This window comes from Labrenzia sp. THAF191a (assembly GCF_009363335.1).
Lineage (GTDB): Bacteria > Pseudomonadota > Alphaproteobacteria > Rhizobiales > Stappiaceae > Roseibium > Roseibium algicola.
Map to the genome: position 1 here is coordinate 105,345 of NZ_CP045335.1, position 21,253 is coordinate 126,597.

Consider the following 21,253-nt stretch of genomic DNA (forward strand, 5'->3'; position numbering starts at 1 on the left):
GAATTTTGATCAACCCCACCTGAGTGGTCCATTTTGATTGTTAGTGCACGACTGGGCTTTGGTCCATCCGGGCGATAGTTTCTGCTGCCGGTGGTCGGTAGCCCAAGGCGCTGTGTGGACGCTTGGTATTGTAATGTTTTCTCCATTGTTCAGTCAGGATCTGTGCTTCCTTCAAGCTGTAGAAGAATTCACGGCATTGCCAAGTTGTTTTGGGCAGCCAGTACGAGTCCCGTCTTGGACGGATTTCAGGCGTTCATTTCGACGGCGTATTCCTCCCATATGTCGAACGCATCAGCTCTTGCATGCCGGTATGAGGGCGCGGACAGTTTGTATCGGCCCGGCCGGAAGATCGTGTTGATCTGATCGTGGGCGGACAGAAACCGTTGATCTTGGCGGGGCGATTTGAACCGGCCAAAAATCTTCTCCCGCTTGCGTGTCGGACGATTACGCCCCGCTCGGCGAGCAGATCCTCTACATCCGCCGTGCTCAGCTCAAACCGGTGGTAGACCCAAACAGCGTAAGCGACGACTTCGCGAGGGAACCGGTAGTCTTTCAAGCGTAGCATCTCAGATGATATCTTCATGAAGACCGCCTAAACTCCACTGCAGGCGACGACAAGTTGGCAATGCCGACCAAGCATTTGCAACAGGTATCGAGAGCGATCATTTCAGGGTGAAGAAGAACATGCCGAAGGTCGGCGATTTCCGTTCGTTCAATTCAGCCAGAAAATCCATCGCCGGTTTGAAGCCATGCTGAGACTCAGGAAGGGCTTCGAATTTGCCGTTCAGTGGAGCGTCGGTGAACAGAACGATCTGCTTACGATGTTCTTCGGAATTGAAAAATTATTCAAGCCTTAGAGCCGCTCCCAAATTGGGACAGATCTGCCTTTTGGGGAGTGCCCTTCAGGCGGCGAATGCTTGGCCATGACACCTGGAGATCGGGAATTAAGCAGCCTTTGCGAACTCCCGACACCAAGGTTTCATGATCTGGATGCGATATCTGCTTCTAGCGTTTCCTTGGCTAAGCAAAATCACACACACCTTTTCGGCGACTGGCAGAAGTGTTCGCAGCTCCGACCTCGACACCGTGCAAAGGCGTGAGACGGGTGAATGGCCGGTTCAGCAAGGCAGCACTGCGACGAGATCCAACACAACGAATGGTGGCTATGGGTCGTTCGTGTGGCCACCCGTAGCTAAAATTCAGCTGATGCTGCGGAGCATCGGAGGTCGGCTCTGAGCCCAAACCAATTGATGCTGCTAGCCGACGAATGACTGCTCAATTCCGATTTCTCAATCAGAATTGATGATTGCAGTTGTAATCGCCTTCCATTGGTCGCGTGTCACCGCTTGGGGGCTGGCGAGCAGCCAATAGCTTCGGTGATGAGAAAGAGCCCCGGGGTCCAAGCGGACCAACGCACCCGATGACAAGGCCTCCGCGCACAAAGGCAGCGATGCCAGAAAAACGCCCAGCCCCGCCTTCGCCGCGCCAAGAGCCGAAAGATGGGTGTCAAAGCGTAGGTCGGGCAATGGGGTAGTCAGGATGGCGAACTCAGTAGCCCAGTCATGCCAGCCGGGTCGTTGACCGGCGCAGGAGATGCGCGGCCACGTCGTCCAATGCCCGGTGCTGGCCATCAGGGACGGAGCGGCCACCGGGGAGATTTCCTCGGCATAAAGCCGGGCGCGATACGTGTGCGGCCAGTCGCCCGTTCCATAGCGGATGCGAATGACGTCGTCCTGCGGGGCGTCATGTGTACCAATAACCATCGACTGGATCGAGATTTCTGCCTTCGTAAGGGTTTGCAAACGACCCAGCCTTGGAAGCAACCACAGGTCGATGATGGTCTGGCTGGCGGACAGTGTCAGGCGTCGATGTCCCGTGCCGAAAACCGCCTCGGTGCTGTCGCGCAACCCTTCCAGCGCAAGCCGGACATGGGGCAACCACGCTTCGCCCTCAACAGTCAGAGAGATTGCCCGCGCCTGACGGTGGAACAGGGGGATGCCAAGTTGTTTCTCCAGCTGTCCGATCCGCTGACTGACTGCTGCCTGCGTCAGTCCAACGTCTCCGGCGGCGGCGGTAAAACTGCCAAGCCGCGCCGCCGCTTCGAAAGCGCGGATCCATTCCAGTGGTGGAAGACGATCCCTTTTCATAAGTAAAACGATGCCTCAGGCTATAGATTCCTGATTTGAAATTATCTGTTGAGCTTGAGAAACTCCAGCCCAGTCGAAATTAACCTTTGGGGACTCCCATGCCGTCAGTCGCTATAGATCCGTCCGGAACCTTTCTGACCCTTGAAATCGCCACTGGCCCGCACCGTTTTCATGCGATCTGGCTGCGTGACAACGCGCAAGATTCAGTAACACGTGCTCCTGGGAACGGGCAGCGATTGATTGCCTTGCGCGAAATCCCGGCCGAGACCCGTATTGCAACGGCCGAGATCACGCCGGACGGCGCGCTTCATGTCCGTTTTGTGCCGGAGGAAAAAACCGTTCGCTTCGATCCCGCTTGGCTTGCAGCAAATGCGTATGACCGGCACCCAAGGTCAGTTGCGCGGGGCTGGCTTCCCGATGGGGTCGAGCCTTGGGATGCTGGATTGATGGACGCCGTGCCGTGCGGCGACTTTGCCCAATTGCAACAAGGCGGCGCGCCGTTGCGCGACTGGCTGGGGCAGATTGTCCGCCGTGGTTTCGCCAAGGTCGTGAACGCGCCAGTTGAAACAGGGGCGCTTTTTCGGATCGTCGATCTTTTCGGCTACGTGCGCGAAACGAACTATGGCCGCCACTTCGAGGTGCGGACTGAGGTAAACCCGACCAACCTCGCCTTCACGGGCCTCGAGCTTCAGGCGCATACCGACAATCCATATCGCGACCCGGTGCCGACGATTCAGGTTCTCTACTGCCTCGAAAGCTCTGCCGCCGGAGGCGAGAACATGGTGGTCGACGGGTTCGCCGCGGCACTGCGCCTGCGTGAGGAAAACCCTGAGGGGTTTGACCTGCTGGCCAATCATTGCGCGCGGTTCGAGTATGCTGGTGAGGCAGGCGTTTGCTTGACCTCGCGTCGCCCGATGATCGAATTGGCACCAGACGGTGAACTTATCGGTATCCGCTTCAACAACCGCTCTTTCGCTGCGGTGACGGATGTGCCCTTCGACAAGATGGAGGTCTATTATGCCGCCTATCGCCGGCTGGGCGAGATCATCGACGATACGGCTATGGAAGTGACTTTCCGATTGGAACCGGGCGAGGCCTTTGTCGTTGACAACACGCGCGTGCTCCACGCACGCAAGGGCTATTCCGGTGAGGGAACGCGCTGGCTGCAAGGCTGCTACGCCGACAAGGACGGTCTGCGGTCCGCCTATGACGCGATGTGCCGCGAGGACGTGCTGGAGGCCGCGGAATGAGACCTGATATCAACAACCTAACCGCCGAAACCATTGTCGCCTTCATCGGCTCGATATTTGATCGGCGCGGCGGTGAGGAATACCTGGGGGAGCCCGTGACAATGGGCGAACACATGCTGCAGGGCGCCACGATCGCCGAGCGCAGCGGCAAATCCGAAGAAATCATCGTCGGCGCGCTACTGCATGACATCGGCCATTTCACCAGCGAATTCGGGACCTTCACGATGGACGACACCGAGGATCGGCATCATGAAGACGCAGGCGCCGAGGTGTTAGAGCGGTACTTTCCTTCTGTCGTGACCGATTGCTGCCGATACCACGTCGCGGCAAAGCGTTACCTCTGCGCGACCCGCCCAGAGTATTTCAAGCGCCTGTCTGAAGCCTCGATCCATTCGTTGAACCTGCAAGGTGGCCCGATGTCGCCCGAGGAAGTGGCCGAGTTCGAGAAGAACCCGAACCTCAAGGAGATCATCGGAGTTCGCTATCTTGACGAGGCAGGGAAGGTCGCGGGGATGGAAACGCCCGACTTCTGGTATTTTGCACCGATGGTGCAGCGGCTGGTCGACAGACATTGCGGGCGCGTTGCATGACCCGCGTTCTACTCGTCATCATGGACGGTGCCGGCTACAACGCGGCCCTTTCCGAATGCGGCTGGCTCGAAGGAGCTGTCGCGCTTGGGCAGGCACGTCGGTGGAAGATGCGCACAGCACTGCCCAGCCTTTCTGGGCCAATGTACGAAACCATACACACCGGCCTTTGGCCGCATCATCATGGTATCGTCTCGAATGATGGGATGCGCGCATCCTCCTCACCCAACGTTTTTTCTCTGACCCGCGCGGCCGGCAAGCGCACGGGCGCGGTGGCGCAATCCTACTTTCACCAACTCTACGTCGGACAACCGTGGGATTCGTTGCGCTCCATCGAGCATCTGGATGACAATGCAGATATCCAAGCCGCCCGGTTCTATTCTATGGAGGGCTACGGCCCCTTGAACGCCTGTGCCCCCGCCGAAATCGATCTTTGCGCACAAACGACGCTGATGATGGAACGGCACGCGCCCGATTACATGTTGCTGCATTCCTGCTCCGCCGACACGCTGGGACATACGTTTGGCGGTGACAGCAAAGAATATCGCCGCCAGATTTGGCACATCGACAATGCGCTGTCGCGATCGATACCTGTGTGGCGCGATCTCGGCTACGATGTCATCATCACCGCAGACCACGGTATGACATCAGACCACTGGCACGGTGGAACGGCACTGGCTGCAACCGAAGTTCCGTTCTATTTGTTTTCGGATGCTGAAGGCCCTGAAAAGGGGGCGGAGCTGTCCCAACTGGGAATCGCCGCCTCGGTTCTGGCGCTGATGGATGTCCAGCCAGCGGAGGGCATGGGCGATGCTTTTCTCATGCCACTACCACATGCCAAGTGACTTCCCAAACTTTTCCCGACCGAATTTTTCGCATCCGTTCCAATAAGACGAGCTGCGGTCGTCACAGACTTCTTCGAGTTTTGGGCAAACGCAGCGAACACGCGCTGCTCGTCATTGTTGCTTTTCAACACAAACAAAAAAGGACTGACAGCGGACGTTCAGCCCATTGGCGAGGTGTTCCTTAGCTCGTTGCAGCTTGCCAGCTTTGACGACCGGTTTGCGGCCACCTTTTCGTCCGCGCGCAGTGGCAGCAGTCAACCCAGCCTTGCTGCGCTCCAAAATCAGGCCGCGCTCGAACTAGCGCAGTGCACCGAATACATGGAAGGTGAGCCGTCCGCCCGGGGTTGTGGAGTCGATGTTTTCGGCCAGAGACCGGAAACCGACACCGTTCGACTCAAGCGCGCTTAGCGTCTCGATCTGGTGATGCATCGAGCGGCTGAGCCGATCCAACCGCCAGACTCCCAGCACGCCGCCTTCGCGCAGGTAAGACAGTGCATCGTCCAAACCAGGCAGATCGGCCCTGGCCGAAGAGGCAATGTCCTCGAATACCCGCGGGCAACCTGCTTTTGGGCAGCGCATCCGTCTGAAGGGCTGTTTCCCGTCCCGCCGTCGATATCCGCGCGTAACCGATCAGAGCCATTTCCACGGTCTTTGTCCGTCGTCCCGTCCGCCTAGTTTATTGTCCGAACATCCGTCGTTCAAACAGGTTGCCGGACTATGTTCTGTATCACCGGCTAACGGACACTTGACGGACTGCAATGAACGGGCAAGTTAATCACTAGGGATCACCAAGTAATAGGAGGGTTGTAATGGCAACGTCGCTCAAGATCGACGATGTGCTGAAAGGCCGTGTCCAATACCTCGCTGTTAAGCGCCGCCGCTCGCCGCACTGGATCATGCTTGAAGCCATCCGGCAATTCTTCGAGAGGGAAGAGGCTTGTGAGTGCCTCAAGCAGGAAGCCTTAGCTTCCCGGTCGACTTATCAGGAAACCGGACGGCATCTGACCGGACAGGAAGTGCGCACCAGGTTGAACACCTAGGGCAACGAAGAGGAAAAGACGGTGCCTGAGTGCCACGAGTAATCGTTACCGAAGGCGCGGCGCTCGGCTTGGAACGATGTCGACGGTTTCTTGCAGTCAAGTCTTCGGAAGCTGGCAGGCGAGCGGGTCAGGCCATCGAGCGCCAATTCTTGCTACTGGAAACGCCCCCCGACTTTGGCCGACCTAACCCTGATTTGCCTGAGCTGCGTGAGTTGCTGATTACCTTTGGGGATTCAGGCTATGTGTCCCTCTACCGCTATGAACCGGCGGTCGATGTGCTCTATGTCCTGGCATTCCGACACCAGAAAAAGCAGGCTACTGAGGAAAGAGTAAGCGTGGTTTAGCTGAAGCCTGTATCGGAGCGACCCCAGTCCCTGTAGGGAGAGAACCGGGGCCTGAAGCGAGCTTGCGGACATGCCTTTCTCCAAACTCAGTTCACTCTTGGAGAAGTTGGAAACTGAGTGGTGGTATCATAGTAAGTGCAATCAGAAGATGCCAGTGGATTATGCACTCGTATGCTGCCGCTCCTGCTGACACAGTCTTGATGTTTGTCTTGGAGAAAAAGATGGCGGCGTTACGGCAGTGGGTTGAAGGCGACGCAGCCGCGGATTTGGATCTGGCACAGGGAAGAGGTCGGTTCCTGGAGTAGAAGACGGCTTTCGAATGTGCGATGGCGCCGATCCGATGCAGATGGATGGTGAGGGATGAAGATTTCGAGCGAGGTGGAACGAAGAGATTTCGAACCGCGGAGAAGACATACAGGAAACGTTGCAATCCGCTCGGCGACCGAAATCCCTGCATACCCCGTTCTCGTTTTCGCAAAGACCGCTATTCGTCACACGCAAAATTTTTGCGACAGAACCTGCGAACACGCGTCATCCGTACTTGAATATCAACTCTTTGAATAGTTGATTGGTGTAGAGCTAACCCAAAGCTCCGACGACGTTTCATTACCCAAAACTTTCGAATAATGCGGTTTAGATGTGTCGTGGTGAATGCTGTCGCCGGGTCTCATGATGAAGACTTTGTCACCGAGGTGGTATTCTAGGCTACCTTCCAACAAATAACAGAAGACTTCGCCTTCGTGCTTCATATGTTCGGAAATGTGCCCAGGTGGGCGATGAATGATGCACGGATATGTAAGTGCACCGGGAAAACCGGGCCCGAGTTTTTCATAGAGCCGTTTGGATTTTCCGAGAACATAAGTTTGACGATTGTCCTTCGAAACGAACTCTGAATAAGGTTCGGGCAACTTGATCAGTTGTTCCAGGCTAGTTTGAAGAGCGCCAGCTATCCTCTGAAACGAGGAAAGCGACGGCGATGAAATGCCTCGTTCCACCTGTGACAGGAACCCGATCGTCAGATTGGTTGCTTTGGCGACGTCGTCCAGAGTCATGCCGAGAGCCTTTCGCCGCTGCCGTATTATGGGACCGTAGTTAGGCGTGTCCTGGTCCGCTTGTCCTGTGGCTGTTGGTTCGCTCAGCGTCATTGCTTTTCTCCATTTCGGCAGCGTCTTATACCCGCCGGAGACAGTAAACACCAGTCGTATCGGAAAGTGACTTTAACTATGCTAAAAATTTTTTAAGCACAAAATTATCTCCCTTAAATTCCAATTACTCCATAATTTCATATACTTGAGCAAAAATCGAAGTTTAATATTGGTTCAAAAAAGCTGCAAAAACAAAAGTCTGACTAAAAAATGTCTTGCGGCGGCATTCCGTTTGGATAAGCTCCGGAGCCTCATGACATGTGCATCTGGGAGGACACACCATGAAGGCGGCAGCATTTGCCACCGTGCTGGCAATGAGCACGGCTCTGAGCGTATTCACATATGAGGCCGCAAGCGCGGTCGAACGCGGCGGCACCCTCGAATTCGCCCGCTACGACGGGTCGAAGCTTGTCGATCCGATCTATGCAGACCGCAATCCGGATATCTGGATGGTGGGCAGCCTGTTCTCGACGCTGCTGGAAAGCGATCCGGAAAGCGGTGCGATCACCGGCGCGCTGGCGGAAAGCCATGAAGTCTCCGCCGACGGCAAGACGATCACACTGGGCCTGCGCGACGGCCTGAAATTCTCCGACGGCAGCCCGCTGACGGGTGAGGATGTGGTGTTTTCCCTGGACCGGGCGAGGAACCCGGATCTCGGGCCCTGGTCGGATCTCTTCTCGGCGATTTCCTCTGTGACGGCAGACGGCAAGACCATCACCATCTCGCTTGCCAATCCCGACCCGGCGCTGCTCTCCATGCTGGCGACGTTCAATTCGGCGGTCGTCTCCAAAAAGGCCTTTGAGGCCGCTCCGGGTGCGACCGACCAGGAAAAGTCCGCGGCGCTCTTCGCAGCCGGTGGTCCCGGCGTCGGTTCCGGCCCGTTCTATCTCAGCGGCTTCGAGCAGGGATCGTCGATGACGTTCTCCGCCAATCCGCACTACTGGAAGATGGGTGAGGACGGCAAGCCGCTGCCCTATCTGGACAAGGTGCATTTCCAGGACATTCCGGACGATGCCACCCGCATTCTCAAGCTGACGGCAGGCGAGGTTGATATCGCCGAGTTCATCCCGTTCTCGCGCGTTGCCGAGCTGGATGCGGATCCCGCGGTCAACATGTATCTGTTTCCGTCGACCCGGATCATCTATTCGCCGATCAACACCCGCGAGACCCGCGCCGACGGCTCGCCGAACCCGCTTGCCGACAAGCGCGTACGCCAGGCACTCAACTACGCCACCCACAAGGACGCGTTGATCCAGCTCGTCCTGCAGGGTGCCGGCAAGCCTATGTCCTCGCCTCTGATGTCGTCGTCCACACCGCTGGCGATCGACATGAACCCGCTCTACGGCTTCGACATCGAGAAAGCCAAGGCGCTGGTCGCCGAGGCGGGACTTGCGCCGGGAACGGAAATCACCCTGACAACGCTGGCGGGGTCCGCGGACGACGCCACCATCTTCGCAGCCCTGCAGCAGATGTGGGCGCCGCTCGGCATCAATCTCGTCGCTGAACAGGTGGACGGGCCGACACGCGGCGCCAAGAACCGCTCGGGCGAGTTCGACATCCACACCTATGGCTGGGTGGATGACGTCGCCGACCCGAGCCAGGTGACCGGCTGGCTCGGTTATTTCCCGACGCGCAAGGCGGTAGGGACCGGCTGGGACAATGCCGACTTCAATGCCCTTTACGAAGCCTCTTCCACCGAGATGGATCCGGAAAAGCGCGCCGACCAGTACCGTCAGATGCAGGAACTCTACGCGGATGCAGCTCCGCTCCTGTTCATGTACGAGACGCCGTTTGCGGTCGCCGTGTCCGGAAAGGTCTCCGGTTACGTCCAGACGCCGCTCGGCGCGAACATCTTCGAAAAGGCTTCGCTGGAACGCTAGAGCATCCTCCGTTCGGCAGAACTTCAAACAGGTTCGATTGAAGTTCTGCCGATCACGCGTTCCTCCCAAGAGCGGAAGGCCCGGACGTCCGTCCCACTGGCACCCGGGCCTTCCGAACCCTTCTCGGCAAATGACGGCAAAACAATATGGCTGGTGTGCAATACACCCTGAACCGGCTGGTTCTGATGATCCCGACCTTCCTTCTGGTGATGATCATCATTTTTCTTCTTGTCCGCCTTCTTCCCGGCGATCCGGCCATCGCGATCGCGGGTGACAAGGCGTCCGACGCCGATATCGCCGCGATCCGCGAGAAGCTCGGCCTGACCGCCCCGCTCTGGACCCAGTTCTGGCTGTTTCTGAAGAACACGCTGCAGGGCGATCTCGGGCGGTCCATTCTGTTGCGCGCGCCGGTGCTCGACGTGATCCTGGCTCGGCTGCCGACAACGATCTTCCTGACCCTCTATGCGGTGACGCTGTCGATCCTGATCGCCGGACCGCTCGCCTTTCTGGCAGCGGTCAATCGCGGCAAATGGCAGGACAACCTCATCCGGGCCGTGTTCCAGGTCGGCCTTTCCATGCCGGTCTTCTATATCGGACTGATCCTGCTGACGTTCCTGGCGGCGCAGCTGCGGCTTTTTCCAGTCGGCGGCTATGGCGAGACCTTCGCGGACCGGCTTTATCACCTGTTTCTGCCGGCCGTGACCGTGGCGCTCTACACCTCCGCGATCCTGATGCGGAACCTGCGCTCTGCCATCATCGAAGTGCTGGATGCCGAATATGTGCAGTTCGCCCGGGCGAAGGGCCTGCCAAACCGGCTGATCCTTGGCCGGCATGTCCTGAAAAACGCGCTGATCTCGACCGTGACGCTGCTCGGCCTTTCCATCGGTCAGCTGATGAGCGGCACGCTTGTCACCGAGACGGTCTTTGCCGTGCCCGGTGTCGGCCGGTCGATGCTCGAGGCGATCTTCGCGCGCGACTATCCGCTGATCCAGGGTCTGACCCTGACCTTTGCGGTGCTGGTTTCGCTGGTCTTTCTTATGACCGACCTCTTCCAGAGCTGGCTTGACCCGAGGATGCGCCTGACATGAGCGATATCACTCTTGCCCCGGGTGCGGCCCCGATGAAAAAGCCGGGCCTGTTGAAGCAGGCCCTGTCGAAACCCGGCTTCATGACCGGTGTCGGCATCATCGGCTTTTCCACCCTGCTTGCCCTCTTTCCGGGTCTCTTTGCGCCCTACGATCCTAATCAGATCGACTATGTCGCGGTGCGCCAGACGCCAAGCTGGGAACATATCTTCGGCACGGACCTGCTGGGGCGGGATACCTTTTCCCGCGTCATCTGGGCCTATTCCGTCGACATGCGCATGGCGTTTTTTGCCACCGTCTTCGCCCTTGTCATCGGCGTCGTCGTCGGGGCGCTGGTCGGCTATTACCGCGGTGTCGCGGATCTCGTTTTCGGCCGCGTCGTCGATGCGGTCATCACCTTTCCGTTTCTGGTTCTGGTGATCGCCATCGTCGCAGTGCTCGGGCCGGGGCTCACCAACATGTATATCGCGATCACGCTGGTGAACTGGGTCTATTACGCCCGGCTGATGCGGGCGGAAGTGATCTCGCAAAAGGCCAACGACTATGCGTCGGCGGGCATCGTCATGGGCTATTCCGACCGGCGTATCATTTTCCGGCATCTGCTGCCGAACGCGATCACGCCGATCATCGTCTACTGGATGACCGACATGGCGCTCGCCATCCTGCTCGGCTCGTCCCTCGGCTATCTCGGCCTCGGGGCGCAGCCGCCCCAGGCCGAATGGGGTGTACTCATCGCCGAAGGGCGCAATTTCATCACCACCGCCTGGTGGCTGAGCCTGATGCCGGGCATTGCTATCGTCATGACCGGGCTCGGCTTTTCGCTGATCGGCGACGGTCTGGCGGATCTGTTGAGGCCTCGCGGATGATCCTGACCTCTGTTCACACCCCCCTTCTGGAGGTGGAAAGCCTCTCAACCACCTTCAAGGCCGGTAGCCTGTCGATCCCAGCCGTCCGCGACGTCGGCTTCAAGCTCGGCAAGGGCGAAGTCCTCGGCCTTGTCGGCGAAAGCGGATCGGGCAAGAGCGTGACGCTGCGTTCGATCCTCGGCCTCACCCGGCGCTACGGCAGCACGACGGGCAAGGTTCAGTGGCGCGGCGACAATCTGGTCGAGCTGCCGGAGACAAAACTGCGGAAGATCCGCGGCGGCGAGATCGCGATGATCTTCCAGGAACCGATGACCTCGCTCAACCCGCTGCTGACGGTCGGACTTCAGATCGACGAGACCCTGAAGGCTCACACAAGGATGCCGGCAACCGAGCGCCGCAAGCGGGCCATCGAGATGCTGGATCTGGTCGGCATTCCGGCGGCCTCCTCACGGCTCCACGAATATCCGCACCAGTTTTCCGGCGGCATGCGCCAGCGGGTGATGATTGCGATTGCGCTCGCCGCCCGGCCGAAGCTGCTCCTGGCGGACGAACCAACCACGGCGCTCGACGTCACCATCCAGGCGCAGATCCTCGACCTGATCCTGTCGCTGGCGAAGGATTTCGACATGGGTGTCATCCTGGTGACCCACGATCTTGGTGTTGTCGCCCAGACCTGCGATCAGGTGGCGGTGATGTATGCCGGGCGGATCGTGGAGGAAGGCACGGTGCACTCCGTCCTGAAGACACCGCAGCATCCCTATACGGTCGGGTTGATGCGCTCGGTGCCGCAGGATGTCCCGCCGCGAACGCCGCTCTATTCGATCCCCGGAACGCCGCCGAGCCTTCTGGCGCTGCCTGAGGGCTGCGCCTTCGCACCGCGCTGCCCCAACCGGACGAAAGAATGCGAAGCAACCCGGCCGGAGCTTCTTCCGACCGGAAACGGCCGGGCGCTTGCCTGTTTCAACAGGATCGAAAAACGCGATGGAGCGGCGGCATGAGCGATACGGTTCTGGAAATTCGCGATGTCAGCCTGACCTTCAAGGGCAAGTGTGGCGTGCTTGACGTTGTCGCGGGGCGACCGCCGCGGGATGTCAACGCGCTGAACGGGGTTTCGCTTGAATTGCACCGGGGAGAAACCCTTGGCGTTGTCGGCGAATCCGGTTGCGGCAAGTCGACCCTCGCGCGCTGTATCGTGCGGCTTTACCAGCCGAAGAACGGCGAGATCCGGTTCAACGGCACGGATATTTTTGCAGCCGGAGTGCCGCGGGACCGGAGCTACAATCGCCGGGTTCAGATGATGTTCCAGGACCCCTATTCTTCGCTCAATCCCCGCATGACCACCGGGCAGATCCTGAAAGAAGCCCTGCTGGTGCACAGGATGTGCGGCGAGGCGGAGGTCCCGGCGCGACTGGAACGCCTTATGGATCTGGTGCAGCTGCCGCACGACGCGCTGGAGAAACTGCCGCATGAGTTCTCCGGCGGCCAGCGCCAGCGTATTGCCATCGCCCGGGCGCTTGCCGTCGAGCCGGAGGTGTTGATCGCCGACGAGCTGGTCTCCGCGCTTGATGTCTCCGTGCAGGCGCAGATCGTCAATCTGCTGCTGGAGCTGCAGGAACGTCTCGGCCTGACGATCCTGTTCGTCGCCCATGATCTGCGCCTGGTGCGCCACGTTTCCAACCGGGTCGCCGTCATTTATCTCGGCCGGATAGTCGAGATCGGTGACAGCGAGACCCTGTTCGCAAGGCCGATGCATCCCTACAGCCAGGCGCTGCTCAGCGCCGCGCCTTCGCTTGATCCGGACGACAAGGGCAGGAAAATCCATCTCGAAGGGGAATTGCCCTCGCCGATGGATATTCCTCCCGGCTGCCCGTTCCATGTCCGCTGCCGCCACATGACCCCGAAATGCACCACGGATTTGCCGTTGCTGCGTACCGTTGAGGGCCGCGGCTCGGTTGCCTGTCACCATGCCGAAGAGATCGAGAATGCCTGAAACGACCCGTGCCGTGATTGCCGGCCGTCTTACCGACCTGCGTGCGGAAATGTCTTCCCGCGGCCTGAACGCCCTGATCGTTCCGCGCTTCGATGCACATCAGGGCGAATATATCGCTCCACATGACATGCGCCTTGCCTTCGTTACCGGCTTCACCGGCTCGGCGGGTGTTGCCATCGTCACCGTGGACGGCGTGCGCCTCTTCGTCGATGGCCGCTATACGGTACAGGCGCAGAACCAGTGTCCGGCTGGGCTGATCGACCGGGATCATCTCCATGAGAGCCCGCCGGAAAGCTGGCTCGGCGTCGTGGCCGACCCCGGCTGGAGCATCGGCTATGACGCCATGCTGCTGCCTCCCGCCTGGGTGGCACGATTCGAGACTGCAGCAGCTCGCGCCGGGGCGAAGCTGATGCCGGTCGACTGCAATCCGGTCGATGCCGTCTGGCACGACCAGCCCGCGGAGCCCGCAGGCCTCATCAGCGCCTTTCCGATGCAGTTCGCGGGGCTCTCGGCGACCGAAAAGCGCGCCGGGCTGATCGCTGTTTTGGAGAAGGACGGTATCGATCTGCTGGTAGACTCCCAGCCGGACAACATTTGCTGGCTTCTAAACGTGCGCGGCGACGACGTTGCCTTCAATCCGATGCCGCTGTCGTTTTTTTTGCTGGAGCGTGAGGGTAAGGGGCACTGGTTTGTCAACGCGGACAATTTCGTGGGTGGTCTCAGAGATACGCTGCCCGGCTGGCTGACTGTGCATTCGAAAGACGCCTTTCTGAATGTACTGAACGAGAAATTACGCGCCGGCGCGAGAGTATTGGTTGACCCGGATTTCTCGCCGGCTGCCGTTAGTCAGGCCGTTATTGCGGCTAAGGCCGAGCCCGTGGCGCGGCGTAGCCCGATGACTTTGACCAAAGCGCGCAAGAACGGCGCCGAGCTTGAGGGCATCCGAGCATGCCATATTGAGGACGGTGTTGCCTGGGTCGAGTTTGGAGCCTGGCTGAAGAAAGCAGTCCCGAACAGGGCAGCAGCCGGCAATCCAGTGAGCGAGTATGAAGCAGAAAAAAGAATCCTGAATTGTCGCAAATCGCGTTCCAGCTTCCTGTCGGAGAGTTTTCAAACAATTTCTTGCGCCGGTGGTAACGCCGCTATGTGTCATTACTCAGCTGATCCGGTCGCATCTGCGCCGATCCTTCCTTCATCGTGTTATCTGATTGACAGTGGCGGTCAGTACGAGACCGGAACCACAGATGCCACACGTACTTTCACCTTTGGGACCTTACCGAAGGGCTACGCGGTAGCATATACCGCTGTATTCAAGGCATTCGTTGCGTTGGCGACACTACGATTCCCTAAAGGGACTCAAGGACACCATATCGATGCTATTGCCCGCCGTCCACTCTGGGACCTTGGACTTGATTACGATCACGGCACCGGCCACGGCATCGGTCATCGCCTTTCTGTACACGAACAGCCGCAGCGCATCGGCAAACCGCACAACCCGGTAGATCTTGCACATGGAATGATAATGTCCATCGAGCCAGGGCATTACGAGCCCGGTCATTATGGCATCCGCATTGAGAACCTGTTCGAGATCATCGAAGCCGAAGACGGGTTCCTAGAATTTGCTAACCTTACCTGGGTTCCAATACAGACGGAAGCACTGCGTCTAGATCGGCTGACTGCGGGCGAAATAGCTTGGCTGAACAGATATCATGAACAGGTGGAACAGGCACTTGGGCCGTATTGTACGGCGGACACAGCAAATTGGCTGCACGAAGCCTGCAGCCCCTTACCTTTGCAAACCGCTGAAGTCGCACTTCAAGTATCGCTCACACCACAATAAGAGCGATCGGAAGCGGTCCGGAAACAAACAGATACTTGTTTGACCGGGACAGCTTCCGAGCGGAACCTGCAGCACGCTCCACTTCCTCAGTACAAATTGTGACAGTACCCTGGTGACCATTCCCATGGCCCGCCAGGACCTGGGTGTCACCGCCGCCGCCGTCGACCGCATGATCCGCCAACTCGGCCCCGCGCTCCCCCGCGAGCTCACAGGCCGAGACAGATACAGGGCCTGGGGGATTCTGTGACGTCTGATTGAGTGATCTGCCCGAGGAAGCCCCCATGGAATAGGGGGCAGGGATCAGGGATCGGGCACAACGCCACCGCCTCATTCCGGGCGATACCCGCGCCTGTGCTTTTGTGCCGCCAGCTTCTGCTGATGGACCAGAGCCGATGACACATCCGCAAACAGATCAAGCCGCGTTCGACCCCAGGTGCCCAGGCGTCCCCATGTCCGGCGAACCGCAAACCCGCCGAAAAGGGTGGGTTCGACCGACAGGTGGTAGAACCGGTTCATGTTCCGGCCGGGATCCACGCGTCTGAGGAGAAGGAGATCGTCATCAGGTTCCATGACCGCAGTGTCGAAGATCTCCGAACAGCGGTCCAATGAATGATTGGAATCGATGCGAAGGAACGGATTCAAATGGATGATAAGTGGCTGGGAAGAACAGCACCAAAGGCGGAGACTTCTCAGCCGGATTCGGACGGATCCGTCGCAAACTTTTCATGGACCGATGTGGAGGTATCGACGTGTCGTTGATTTTTCGATGTTCTGGAGGCGTGCGATGGCAATTATAGTAGAGCTGCGCAAGGGCGACGCCGAGGGCGCCCGGTCCGCTATGCGCAGCCATGTCACCGATACAGCGCTGCGTGCAGGGTTCGAGATCGGCTGACCTGCCTCCCTGTTCTGTCTCTCTTTCCTGGCATCAAGCCTGTGCGGGCTTGCTCTTATCCCGGTGAACTCATATTGAGCCAGCGACCGCTTCCCGGTTGTGCCTCAAGCCGGCCGTCCCGAACGACGATTTCCCCCCGGCGCACGACCGTGTGCGGGAAGCCTCTCAGCTCCTGACCGGCAAAGGGATTGTAGCCGACATTGTCATGAAGGGCGTCGGGGAGCGTATGACACCGCTCCGGATCCCAGATCACGAGATCTGCGTCTTTTCCTGTGATCAGGTCGCCCTTCGTCTTCAGGCCGAATATACGTGCCGGGCCAGACGATGTCAGTTCGACGAACTGCGCGATGCCCTTTCGTCCATCGGAGACCATCGCATCGAACAGGAGCGGCAACCGAAGCTCCAGCCCGGGTTGCCCGTTGGCGATCTTGGGAAATGGCGCGTCGCGGCCGTGGCGGAACTTCCCGCTTTCGTCCATCCGGTATGGGGCATGGTCCGACGTCACGATTTCAAGCTCCCGGCCGAGGGCGACCCAGAGGGCGTCCTGGTCGGCTTGTGTCCGCTGCGGCGGGCTGCAGAGGAATTTGGCCCCGTCCGCGCGATCCAGAATGTCCTCCGTCTGGAAAAGATAATGCGTGCAGGTTTCCGCGTGAATGTTCACACCGCGTGCGCGCGCATTGCGCACGATTGCGATGCCTTCGATGGTTGAGATGTGGAAGATCATCACCCTTGCGCCGGTCAGTTCGGAAAACCGGCACATGCGCTCCACAGCCTCGATTTCGGCGAGGCGCGGGTGCGATGCTGCATGGTCTTTCGGTGCCGTGCGGCCTTCTGCAAGAAGCCGGGCTGTGGCTTCGCGGATCATGGCATCGTTTTCGGCGTGAACGCAGACAAGGGCTCCCATTTCTTTCGCCGTACGCAGTGTGGCGAGGATCTCCATGTCCTGCAGACGAACTTTGTCGTAAGTGGTGAAGATCTTGATGGAGCGATGCCCTTCGGAAATGGCCTGATTCAGATCTTCGATATTCTCACCGGAAGTGTCCGCAACGATCATGTGGAACGCGTAGTCGGTCATGGCTCCTGCAGCAGCCAGCGCACTATAGTCCGAAAGCACGTCGCGAATGCGCATGCCCGGATGTTGGGCCGCGAATGAAACAGTGCTGGTGGTGCCGCCGAAAAGCGCGGATCGCGTCGCAGTTTCAAAGGTGTCTGCGTTCATGATACCTGCGCCCGACATCTGTTCGATGTGGCAGTGTGTATCGACCCCTCCCGGCAGAACAATCTGTCCTTTTGCGTCGATTTCTTCTTTCCCTTTGGGTAGGTTGAGGCCGATTGCGGCGATCCGTCCATTCTGGACAGCAATGTCGCCTTCGGCGAGGTCTCGGGCATCGCCAAGGGTGCCATTTCGAATGACGAAATCGTAAGCGGGTGGGGTCATGCTATGCTCCTCTTTGCATTGCAGGATACTATTGGTATACCATGGATGCAAACTGGACGTGTCGCAGGCACTAGCAGGTGTGGGAAATCGATGTCTTTACAGCAGGGTGCAGAGCCGAACTTAACAGAAAACACGCTCGAGCGTCTGCGCAAGATGATCTTGAGGGGAGAGCTGGCGGCCGGAACGCACCTGCAGGAACGAGCGTTTGCGGAGCAGCTTGGAGTGTCCCGGACACCTTTGCGGGAAGCCATCACGCGTCTGATAACAGAAGGCCTCGTCACGCGCAGCACCCGGGGAACGCCGATGGTCTCGCGTATCTCGGTTTCCGAAATTGTCGAGATCCTGCATGTCCGCCGATTGCTCGAATGTGAAGCGGCGCGACAGGCGGCCAACGTCAATTCCTCACCGGAGGAATGGCTTCAATTCAAGGCGACGATCCAGAATTTCCTTAAAAACGATAGGCCTGACCGGGTGACGCATGCGGATTTCGATTTTGATCTGCATATGCATATTGCCCGGACTGCTGGATCGAAGCTGCTTATGGAATTGATCCAGGGGCTTAAACTGAAGACCCGAATTTACGACCAAGGCGAAATTCCCTCACGCTTCGAACCGGGTGCGCGTGAGCATCTGGAAATTATCGATGCGATCCTGGCGCGCGATCCGGAAGCGGCCGAAAACGCCATGCGCCGGCACATAGACAACGCACGAGAAGCGATCTTGGCGCATATTCACAGGCTCTCCTGATCCGAACCCCGATGACCTTCCCTTAGATCCGCGTGAGTTCGCTTGCGCGGATTTTCTGTGTGTTGACACTTGGAGTTCCGTTGGTATACCAATGGTTCCTGAAAGGATCTGAGGATGACATCTCGCTTGGATAGACCGGCCGCGCCGGAGTTGCAGATAACGTTCCTGTATTTCCATGACGTGCCGCGCGCGCAGGAGTTTTACGAGCGGGTGCTGGGCGCTCGTCTCGCCATCGATCAGGGCTGGTCGAAGATCTATGCCCTTGCCGGTGCGGCCCATGTCGGCCTCGTTGATGAAAGCCGTGGCGCGAAGCGGGCCAGTGAACACAAACCCGTTCAGCTGTGCTTGCGGGTGCCTGATGTCGATGCCTGGCATGCCTGGGCGAGCGCACAGAACGTCTCGAATCTGACGGCGCCGCGCGACAGTGCCCAGCTGGGGATCCGGGCGTTCGTGTTCGATGATCCCGAAGGTTACCAGATAGAAATTCAGTCCGTCCTGGAAACGACGACTGCATAACCAGAAGGGCGGCCAACGCCTGTCATCCCAACATAATCCAGAGGGAGACATTTCACATGTCCAGAATAGCTACAGTGCTTCGTGCGCTGACGGCATCGGTTTGCCTGTCGGCTCTTACTACAGGGGCGGCGCTGGCTGAGAAAAGCCTGACGATCGGCCTCACGGCGGATGCGACGCACCTGGATCCGCAGGCAGGCGAGGAGCTGTCCTCCAATATCATGTACTACCATATCTACGATCCGCTGGTCCGTAGATCGCCTGACCTGACCTTCGAGCCAGGTCTGGCCGAAAGCTGGGAGCTGATTGACGACACGACATGGCACTTCAAGCTTCGCGATGGCGTCAAGTTTCATGACGGCGATGTACTGAAGGCATCCGACGTCGTGTTCACGCTCAACCGGCTCAAGGAATCGCTGATGTTGAACCTTGCAGCCAACATCGAAAGCTTCCGCGCCGTTGACGACCGGACGGTCGAGATCAAGACCCCGGCGCCCTATGCCGCTCTCCCGAATGATCTTGCGGCTATCCTGATCCTGTCGGAAGACCACGTGAACAAGGTCGGCAACGACGGGCTTGAGAAGAACCCGATGGGGACGGGGCCTTACAAGCTGGTCGACTGGGTGCGTGAGGACAAGATCGAGCTGGAGGCCTTTGACGACTACTACCTCGGCGAAGCCGGAATCGAGAATGTTACCTTCCGCCCCATTACCAACCCGGCGACCCGCACGGCCGCGCTTTTGACCGGTGAAGTCGACATCGTTCAGGATCTGGCGGTTCGCGACGTGGATCGGGTCAAGAACGAAGGTGGGTTCGAGGTCGTCACGCGTCCGTCGTTGCTGAACCTCGTCCTTGCGCTCGACATGCGCTCGGAAAGCCCGACCATCGAAGGCGATAACCCGATGGTCGACCGCCGGGTGCGGGAAGCTATGGCACGTGCGATCGATGTGAGCGCCATTCAGCGGGCCATCATGGGCGGATTGTCGACACCTTCCGACCAGTATGTCCCGGCCAGCCATGTCGGATATGTCGAAGGAATGAGTTTCCGGGACATGTACCCCTATGACATTGAAAAGGCGAAGGAACTCATGGCGGAAGCCGGTGTCGATGGCTTCACGCTGACGCTAGACGCAACCAACAACCGCTATGTGAACGACGCGCAGATCGCGCAGGCACTGGCCGGCATGCTGGCCAAGATCGGCATCACCGTCGAACTCAACGTGATGCCGAAGTCCAACTTTTGGGGTTACATCCGCGTACCAACCCCGAATTCCAGCTTCATCATGTCCGGTTGGGATGTTCCCTCCGGAGATGCCGGCCCGATGTACGGTGCACTGTTCTACAGCCGTGACAAGCGCGAAGGCTATGGCCAGGTCAACCGTGGCAGCTACTCCAACGCCGACGTCGACGCCCTCATCGACAAGGCGGACAGCACAGCAAAAGTGGAAGAACGGGATGCCTATCTTCAGGACGCAACCAAAATCCTCCTGAATGACATCCCGATGATCCCGGTTCACTACGAGCAGGACATCTACGGGTCTCGTGACGGCGTCAAGTTCACGCCGCGCACCGACAAGTTCCTGTGGGCCTACGACATGGACGTGGCCGAATAACGCGCAGCTGCGGGGCGCTGCCGGCGTCCCGCAACTCTTGTGGTGAACGGGGGAGAACAGCCAGGTGCTGGGCTATATAATCAAGCGGCTTATCCAGATGACCATCGTGCTCTGGGCCGTATCGGTCATCGTCTTTCTGATGATGAGCTTTACCGGTGATCCGGTCTTCATGGTCGTTCCGATCGACGCGACCGATGCCGAAATCGCGCAAGCCCGGCGTATCCTGGGTCTCGACCGGTCGTTACCGGAGCAATATCTGATTTTCGTCAAGAACATGCTGCAGGGTGATTTCGGCCGCTCCTACGTGTTCCGGGAACCAGCCCTCGATCTCATCCTGGAACGACTGCCTGCCACGTTGGAACTCGTTCTGGTGGCGATGGCGATGTCTGCTCTGGTGGCCATACCGCTCGGCGTTTATGCCGGCGCCAATCCGAAGACCTTCTCATGCCGCTCGATCATGTCCGGTTCGCTTCTGGGCATTTCCCTGCCGAGTTTCTGGGTCGGCATGATGCTTATCTTCCTGTTTGCCGTGAAGTGGCGGATCTTTCCGTCGTCCGGGCGCGGCGAGACCGAAGCCTTCCTGGGGGTGCAGTGGTCGATCCTGACTGCCGATGGCTGGAGCCATGTCATCCTGCCGGCCCTGACCTTGTCTCTCGCAACCATGGCAATGCTGCTTCGCATCACCCGTGCGGGCATGATGGAGGTTACCCGACAGGACTACATGAAATTTGCCAGAGCCAAAGGCGTCTCACGGCGCGGTGTCCTTTTCGGTCATGGATTGCGCAACGCGCTTATTCCCGTCGTGACCATCTTCGGGCTGCAGCTCGGCGATCTGATTGCCTTTGCAACGATCACGGAAACCATCTTCGCCTGGCCCGGTCTCGGCAAACTGCTGATCGATTCCATCTACCGCGCAGACCGTCCGGTGATCGTCGTCTACCTGATGCTGGTGGCGCTGATCTTCGTGGTGATCAATCTGGTCGTCGACATCGTCTATACGTTGATCGACCCCCGCATCACGGTGAAATGAC

The 21,253-nt window shown here is 58.7% G+C and carries 21 protein-coding genes and 4 pseudogenes; 17 read left to right on the forward strand and 8 right to left on the reverse strand.

The features are described 5' to 3' along the window. Nucleotides 1-40 precede the first annotated feature (40 nt). The gene (locus tag FIV05_RS28885; RefSeq protein WP_353622327.1) at nucleotides 41-244 is read right to left on the reverse strand and encodes an integrase core domain-containing protein; all 204 of its coding nucleotides are present in this window, start codon (nucleotides 242-244) and stop codon (nucleotides 41-43) included. A gap of 1 nt (nucleotide 245) precedes the next feature. Then, nucleotides 246-583: pseudogene (locus FIV05_RS28890) on the reverse strand (hypothetical protein). A 65-nt stretch (nucleotides 584-648) separates the two neighbouring features. On the opposite strand from FIV05_RS28890, the pseudogene FIV05_RS31990 reads away from it, so the two are divergent. After that, nucleotides 649-857 (forward strand): annotated as a pseudogene (locus tag FIV05_RS31990) (DDE-type integrase/transposase/recombinase); the annotation flags it as partial. A gap of 432 nt (nucleotides 858-1,289) precedes the next feature. Here FIV05_RS31990 and FIV05_RS28900 read toward each other — a convergent pair. After that, nucleotides 1,290-2,147, reverse strand: coding sequence for a LysR family transcriptional regulator (locus FIV05_RS28900; RefSeq protein WP_152512144.1), 858 nt, complete (start codon nucleotides 2,145-2,147; stop codon nucleotides 1,290-1,292). A gap of 98 nt (nucleotides 2,148-2,245) precedes the next feature. On the opposite strand from FIV05_RS28900, the gene FIV05_RS28905 reads away from it, so the two are divergent. The 3 genes from FIV05_RS28905 to FIV05_RS28915 are packed head-to-tail and all read left to right on the forward strand — an operon-like array spanning nucleotide 2,246 to nucleotide 4,829. Beyond that, nucleotides 2,246-3,397: a TauD/TfdA family dioxygenase gene (locus tag FIV05_RS28905; RefSeq protein WP_152512143.1), complete on the forward strand. Its 1,152-nt coding sequence runs from the start codon at nucleotides 2,246-2,248 to the stop codon at nucleotides 3,395-3,397. Beyond that, nucleotides 3,394-3,987 (forward strand): HD domain-containing protein, encoded by a 594-nt coding sequence (locus tag FIV05_RS28910; protein ID WP_152512142.1) that lies wholly within the window; start codon nucleotides 3,394-3,396, stop codon nucleotides 3,985-3,987. The genes FIV05_RS28905 and FIV05_RS28910 overlap by 4 nt, the downstream gene beginning before the upstream one ends. Next, on the forward strand, nucleotides 3,984-4,829 hold the full coding sequence (locus FIV05_RS28915; RefSeq protein WP_152512141.1) for an alkaline phosphatase family protein: 846 nt from the start codon (nucleotides 3,984-3,986) through the stop codon (nucleotides 4,827-4,829). The genes FIV05_RS28910 and FIV05_RS28915 overlap by 4 nt, the downstream gene beginning before the upstream one ends. A gap of 150 nt (nucleotides 4,830-4,979) precedes the next feature. Here FIV05_RS28915 and FIV05_RS28920 read toward each other — a convergent pair. Further along, nucleotides 4,980-5,469, reverse strand: a pseudogene (locus FIV05_RS28920) (recombinase family protein); the annotation flags it as partial. 169 nt (nucleotides 5,470-5,638) lie between these two features. Here FIV05_RS28920 and FIV05_RS28925 point away from each other — a divergent pair. Together FIV05_RS28925 and FIV05_RS28930 are read left to right on the forward strand one after the other, a co-directional pair. Continuing rightward, complete coding sequence (locus FIV05_RS28925; RefSeq protein WP_152512140.1) at nucleotides 5,639-5,869, forward strand: ribbon-helix-helix protein, CopG family; 231 nt, start codon at nucleotides 5,639-5,641, stop codon at nucleotides 5,867-5,869. 29 nt (nucleotides 5,870-5,898) lie between these two features. Next, on the forward strand, nucleotides 5,899-6,213 hold the full coding sequence (locus FIV05_RS28930; RefSeq protein ID WP_081713154.1) for a type II toxin-antitoxin system RelE/ParE family toxin: 315 nt from the start codon (nucleotides 5,899-5,901) through the stop codon (nucleotides 6,211-6,213). A gap of 307 nt (nucleotides 6,214-6,520) precedes the next feature. On the opposite strand, the pseudogene FIV05_RS31995 reads toward FIV05_RS28930, so the two are convergent. After that, a pseudogene (locus tag FIV05_RS31995) lies at nucleotides 6,521-6,691 on the reverse strand (IS6 family transposase); the annotation flags it as partial. A gap of 70 nt (nucleotides 6,692-6,761) precedes the next feature. Next, the gene (locus FIV05_RS28940; protein WP_051990042.1) at nucleotides 6,762-7,358 is read right to left on the reverse strand and encodes an XRE family transcriptional regulator; all 597 of its coding nucleotides are present in this window, start codon (nucleotides 7,356-7,358) and stop codon (nucleotides 6,762-6,764) included. A 281-nt stretch (nucleotides 7,359-7,639) separates the two neighbouring features. Here FIV05_RS28940 and FIV05_RS28945 point away from each other — a divergent pair, with 281 nt between their 5' ends. From FIV05_RS28945 to FIV05_RS28975, 7 genes are all read left to right on the forward strand, one after another. After that, nucleotides 7,640-9,238, forward strand: coding sequence for an ABC transporter substrate-binding protein (locus FIV05_RS28945; protein WP_152512139.1), 1,599 nt, complete (start codon nucleotides 7,640-7,642; stop codon nucleotides 9,236-9,238). Nucleotides 9,239-9,384: 146 nt separating this feature from the next. After that, the gene (locus tag FIV05_RS28950) at nucleotides 9,385-10,326 is read left to right on the forward strand and encodes an ABC transporter permease (RefSeq protein WP_152512138.1); all 942 of its coding nucleotides are present in this window, start codon (nucleotides 9,385-9,387) and stop codon (nucleotides 10,324-10,326) included. After that, nucleotides 10,323-11,189 (forward strand): ABC transporter permease, encoded by an 867-nt coding sequence (locus FIV05_RS28955; protein WP_173014028.1) that lies wholly within the window; start codon nucleotides 10,323-10,325, stop codon nucleotides 11,187-11,189. Before FIV05_RS28950 ends, FIV05_RS28955 begins: the two co-directional genes overlap by 4 nt. Before the next feature lie 2 nt (nucleotides 11,190-11,191). Beyond that, the gene (locus tag FIV05_RS28960; RefSeq protein ID WP_286202350.1) at nucleotides 11,192-12,187 is read left to right on the forward strand and encodes an ABC transporter ATP-binding protein; all 996 of its coding nucleotides are present in this window, start codon (nucleotides 11,192-11,194) and stop codon (nucleotides 12,185-12,187) included. Then, nucleotides 12,184-13,179: an oligopeptide/dipeptide ABC transporter ATP-binding protein gene (locus tag FIV05_RS28965; protein WP_152512136.1), complete on the forward strand. Its 996-nt coding sequence runs from the start codon at nucleotides 12,184-12,186 to the stop codon at nucleotides 13,177-13,179. Before FIV05_RS28960 ends, FIV05_RS28965 begins: the two co-directional genes overlap by 4 nt. Continuing rightward, complete coding sequence (locus FIV05_RS28970) at nucleotides 13,172-15,019, forward strand: aminopeptidase P family protein (protein WP_152512135.1); 1,848 nt, start codon at nucleotides 13,172-13,174, stop codon at nucleotides 15,017-15,019. Before FIV05_RS28965 ends, FIV05_RS28970 begins: the two co-directional genes overlap by 8 nt. A 112-nt stretch (nucleotides 15,020-15,131) precedes the next feature. Beyond that, nucleotides 15,132-15,266, forward strand: coding sequence for a helix-turn-helix domain-containing protein (locus tag FIV05_RS28975; protein ID WP_286202333.1), 135 nt, complete (start codon nucleotides 15,132-15,134; stop codon nucleotides 15,264-15,266). 80 nt (nucleotides 15,267-15,346) lie between these two features. Here the strand turns inward: FIV05_RS28975 and FIV05_RS28980 are convergent, their stop codons facing one another. Together FIV05_RS28980 and hydA are read right to left on the reverse strand one after the other, a co-directional pair. After that, nucleotides 15,347-15,589: a WGR domain-containing protein gene (locus FIV05_RS28980; protein ID WP_152512134.1), complete on the reverse strand. Its 243-nt coding sequence runs from the start codon at nucleotides 15,587-15,589 to the stop codon at nucleotides 15,347-15,349. A gap of 377 nt (nucleotides 15,590-15,966) precedes the next feature. Continuing rightward, the gene (hydA, locus tag FIV05_RS28985) at nucleotides 15,967-17,349 is read right to left on the reverse strand and encodes a dihydropyrimidinase (protein WP_152512133.1); all 1,383 of its coding nucleotides are present in this window, start codon (nucleotides 17,347-17,349) and stop codon (nucleotides 15,967-15,969) included. Between the two features lie 3 nt (nucleotides 17,350-17,352). On the opposite strand from hydA, the gene FIV05_RS28990 reads away from it, so the two are divergent. From FIV05_RS28990 to FIV05_RS29005, 4 genes are all read left to right on the forward strand, one after another. Further along, complete coding sequence (locus tag FIV05_RS28990) at nucleotides 17,353-18,096, forward strand: GntR family transcriptional regulator (protein ID WP_286202332.1); 744 nt, start codon at nucleotides 17,353-17,355, stop codon at nucleotides 18,094-18,096. A gap of 126 nt (nucleotides 18,097-18,222) precedes the next feature. Next, a complete protein-coding gene (locus FIV05_RS28995; RefSeq protein WP_286202331.1) occupies nucleotides 18,223-18,612 on the forward strand; it encodes a VOC family protein in 390 nt (129 codons plus the stop codon). 56 nt (nucleotides 18,613-18,668) lie between these two features. Continuing rightward, nucleotides 18,669-20,222, forward strand: coding sequence for an ABC transporter substrate-binding protein (locus FIV05_RS29000; protein ID WP_152512131.1), 1,554 nt, complete (start codon nucleotides 18,669-18,671; stop codon nucleotides 20,220-20,222). A 64-nt stretch (nucleotides 20,223-20,286) separates the two neighbouring features. Then, a complete protein-coding gene (locus FIV05_RS29005; RefSeq protein WP_152512130.1) occupies nucleotides 20,287-21,252 on the forward strand; it encodes an ABC transporter permease in 966 nt (321 codons plus the stop codon). Nucleotide 21,253 lies beyond the last annotated feature (1 nt).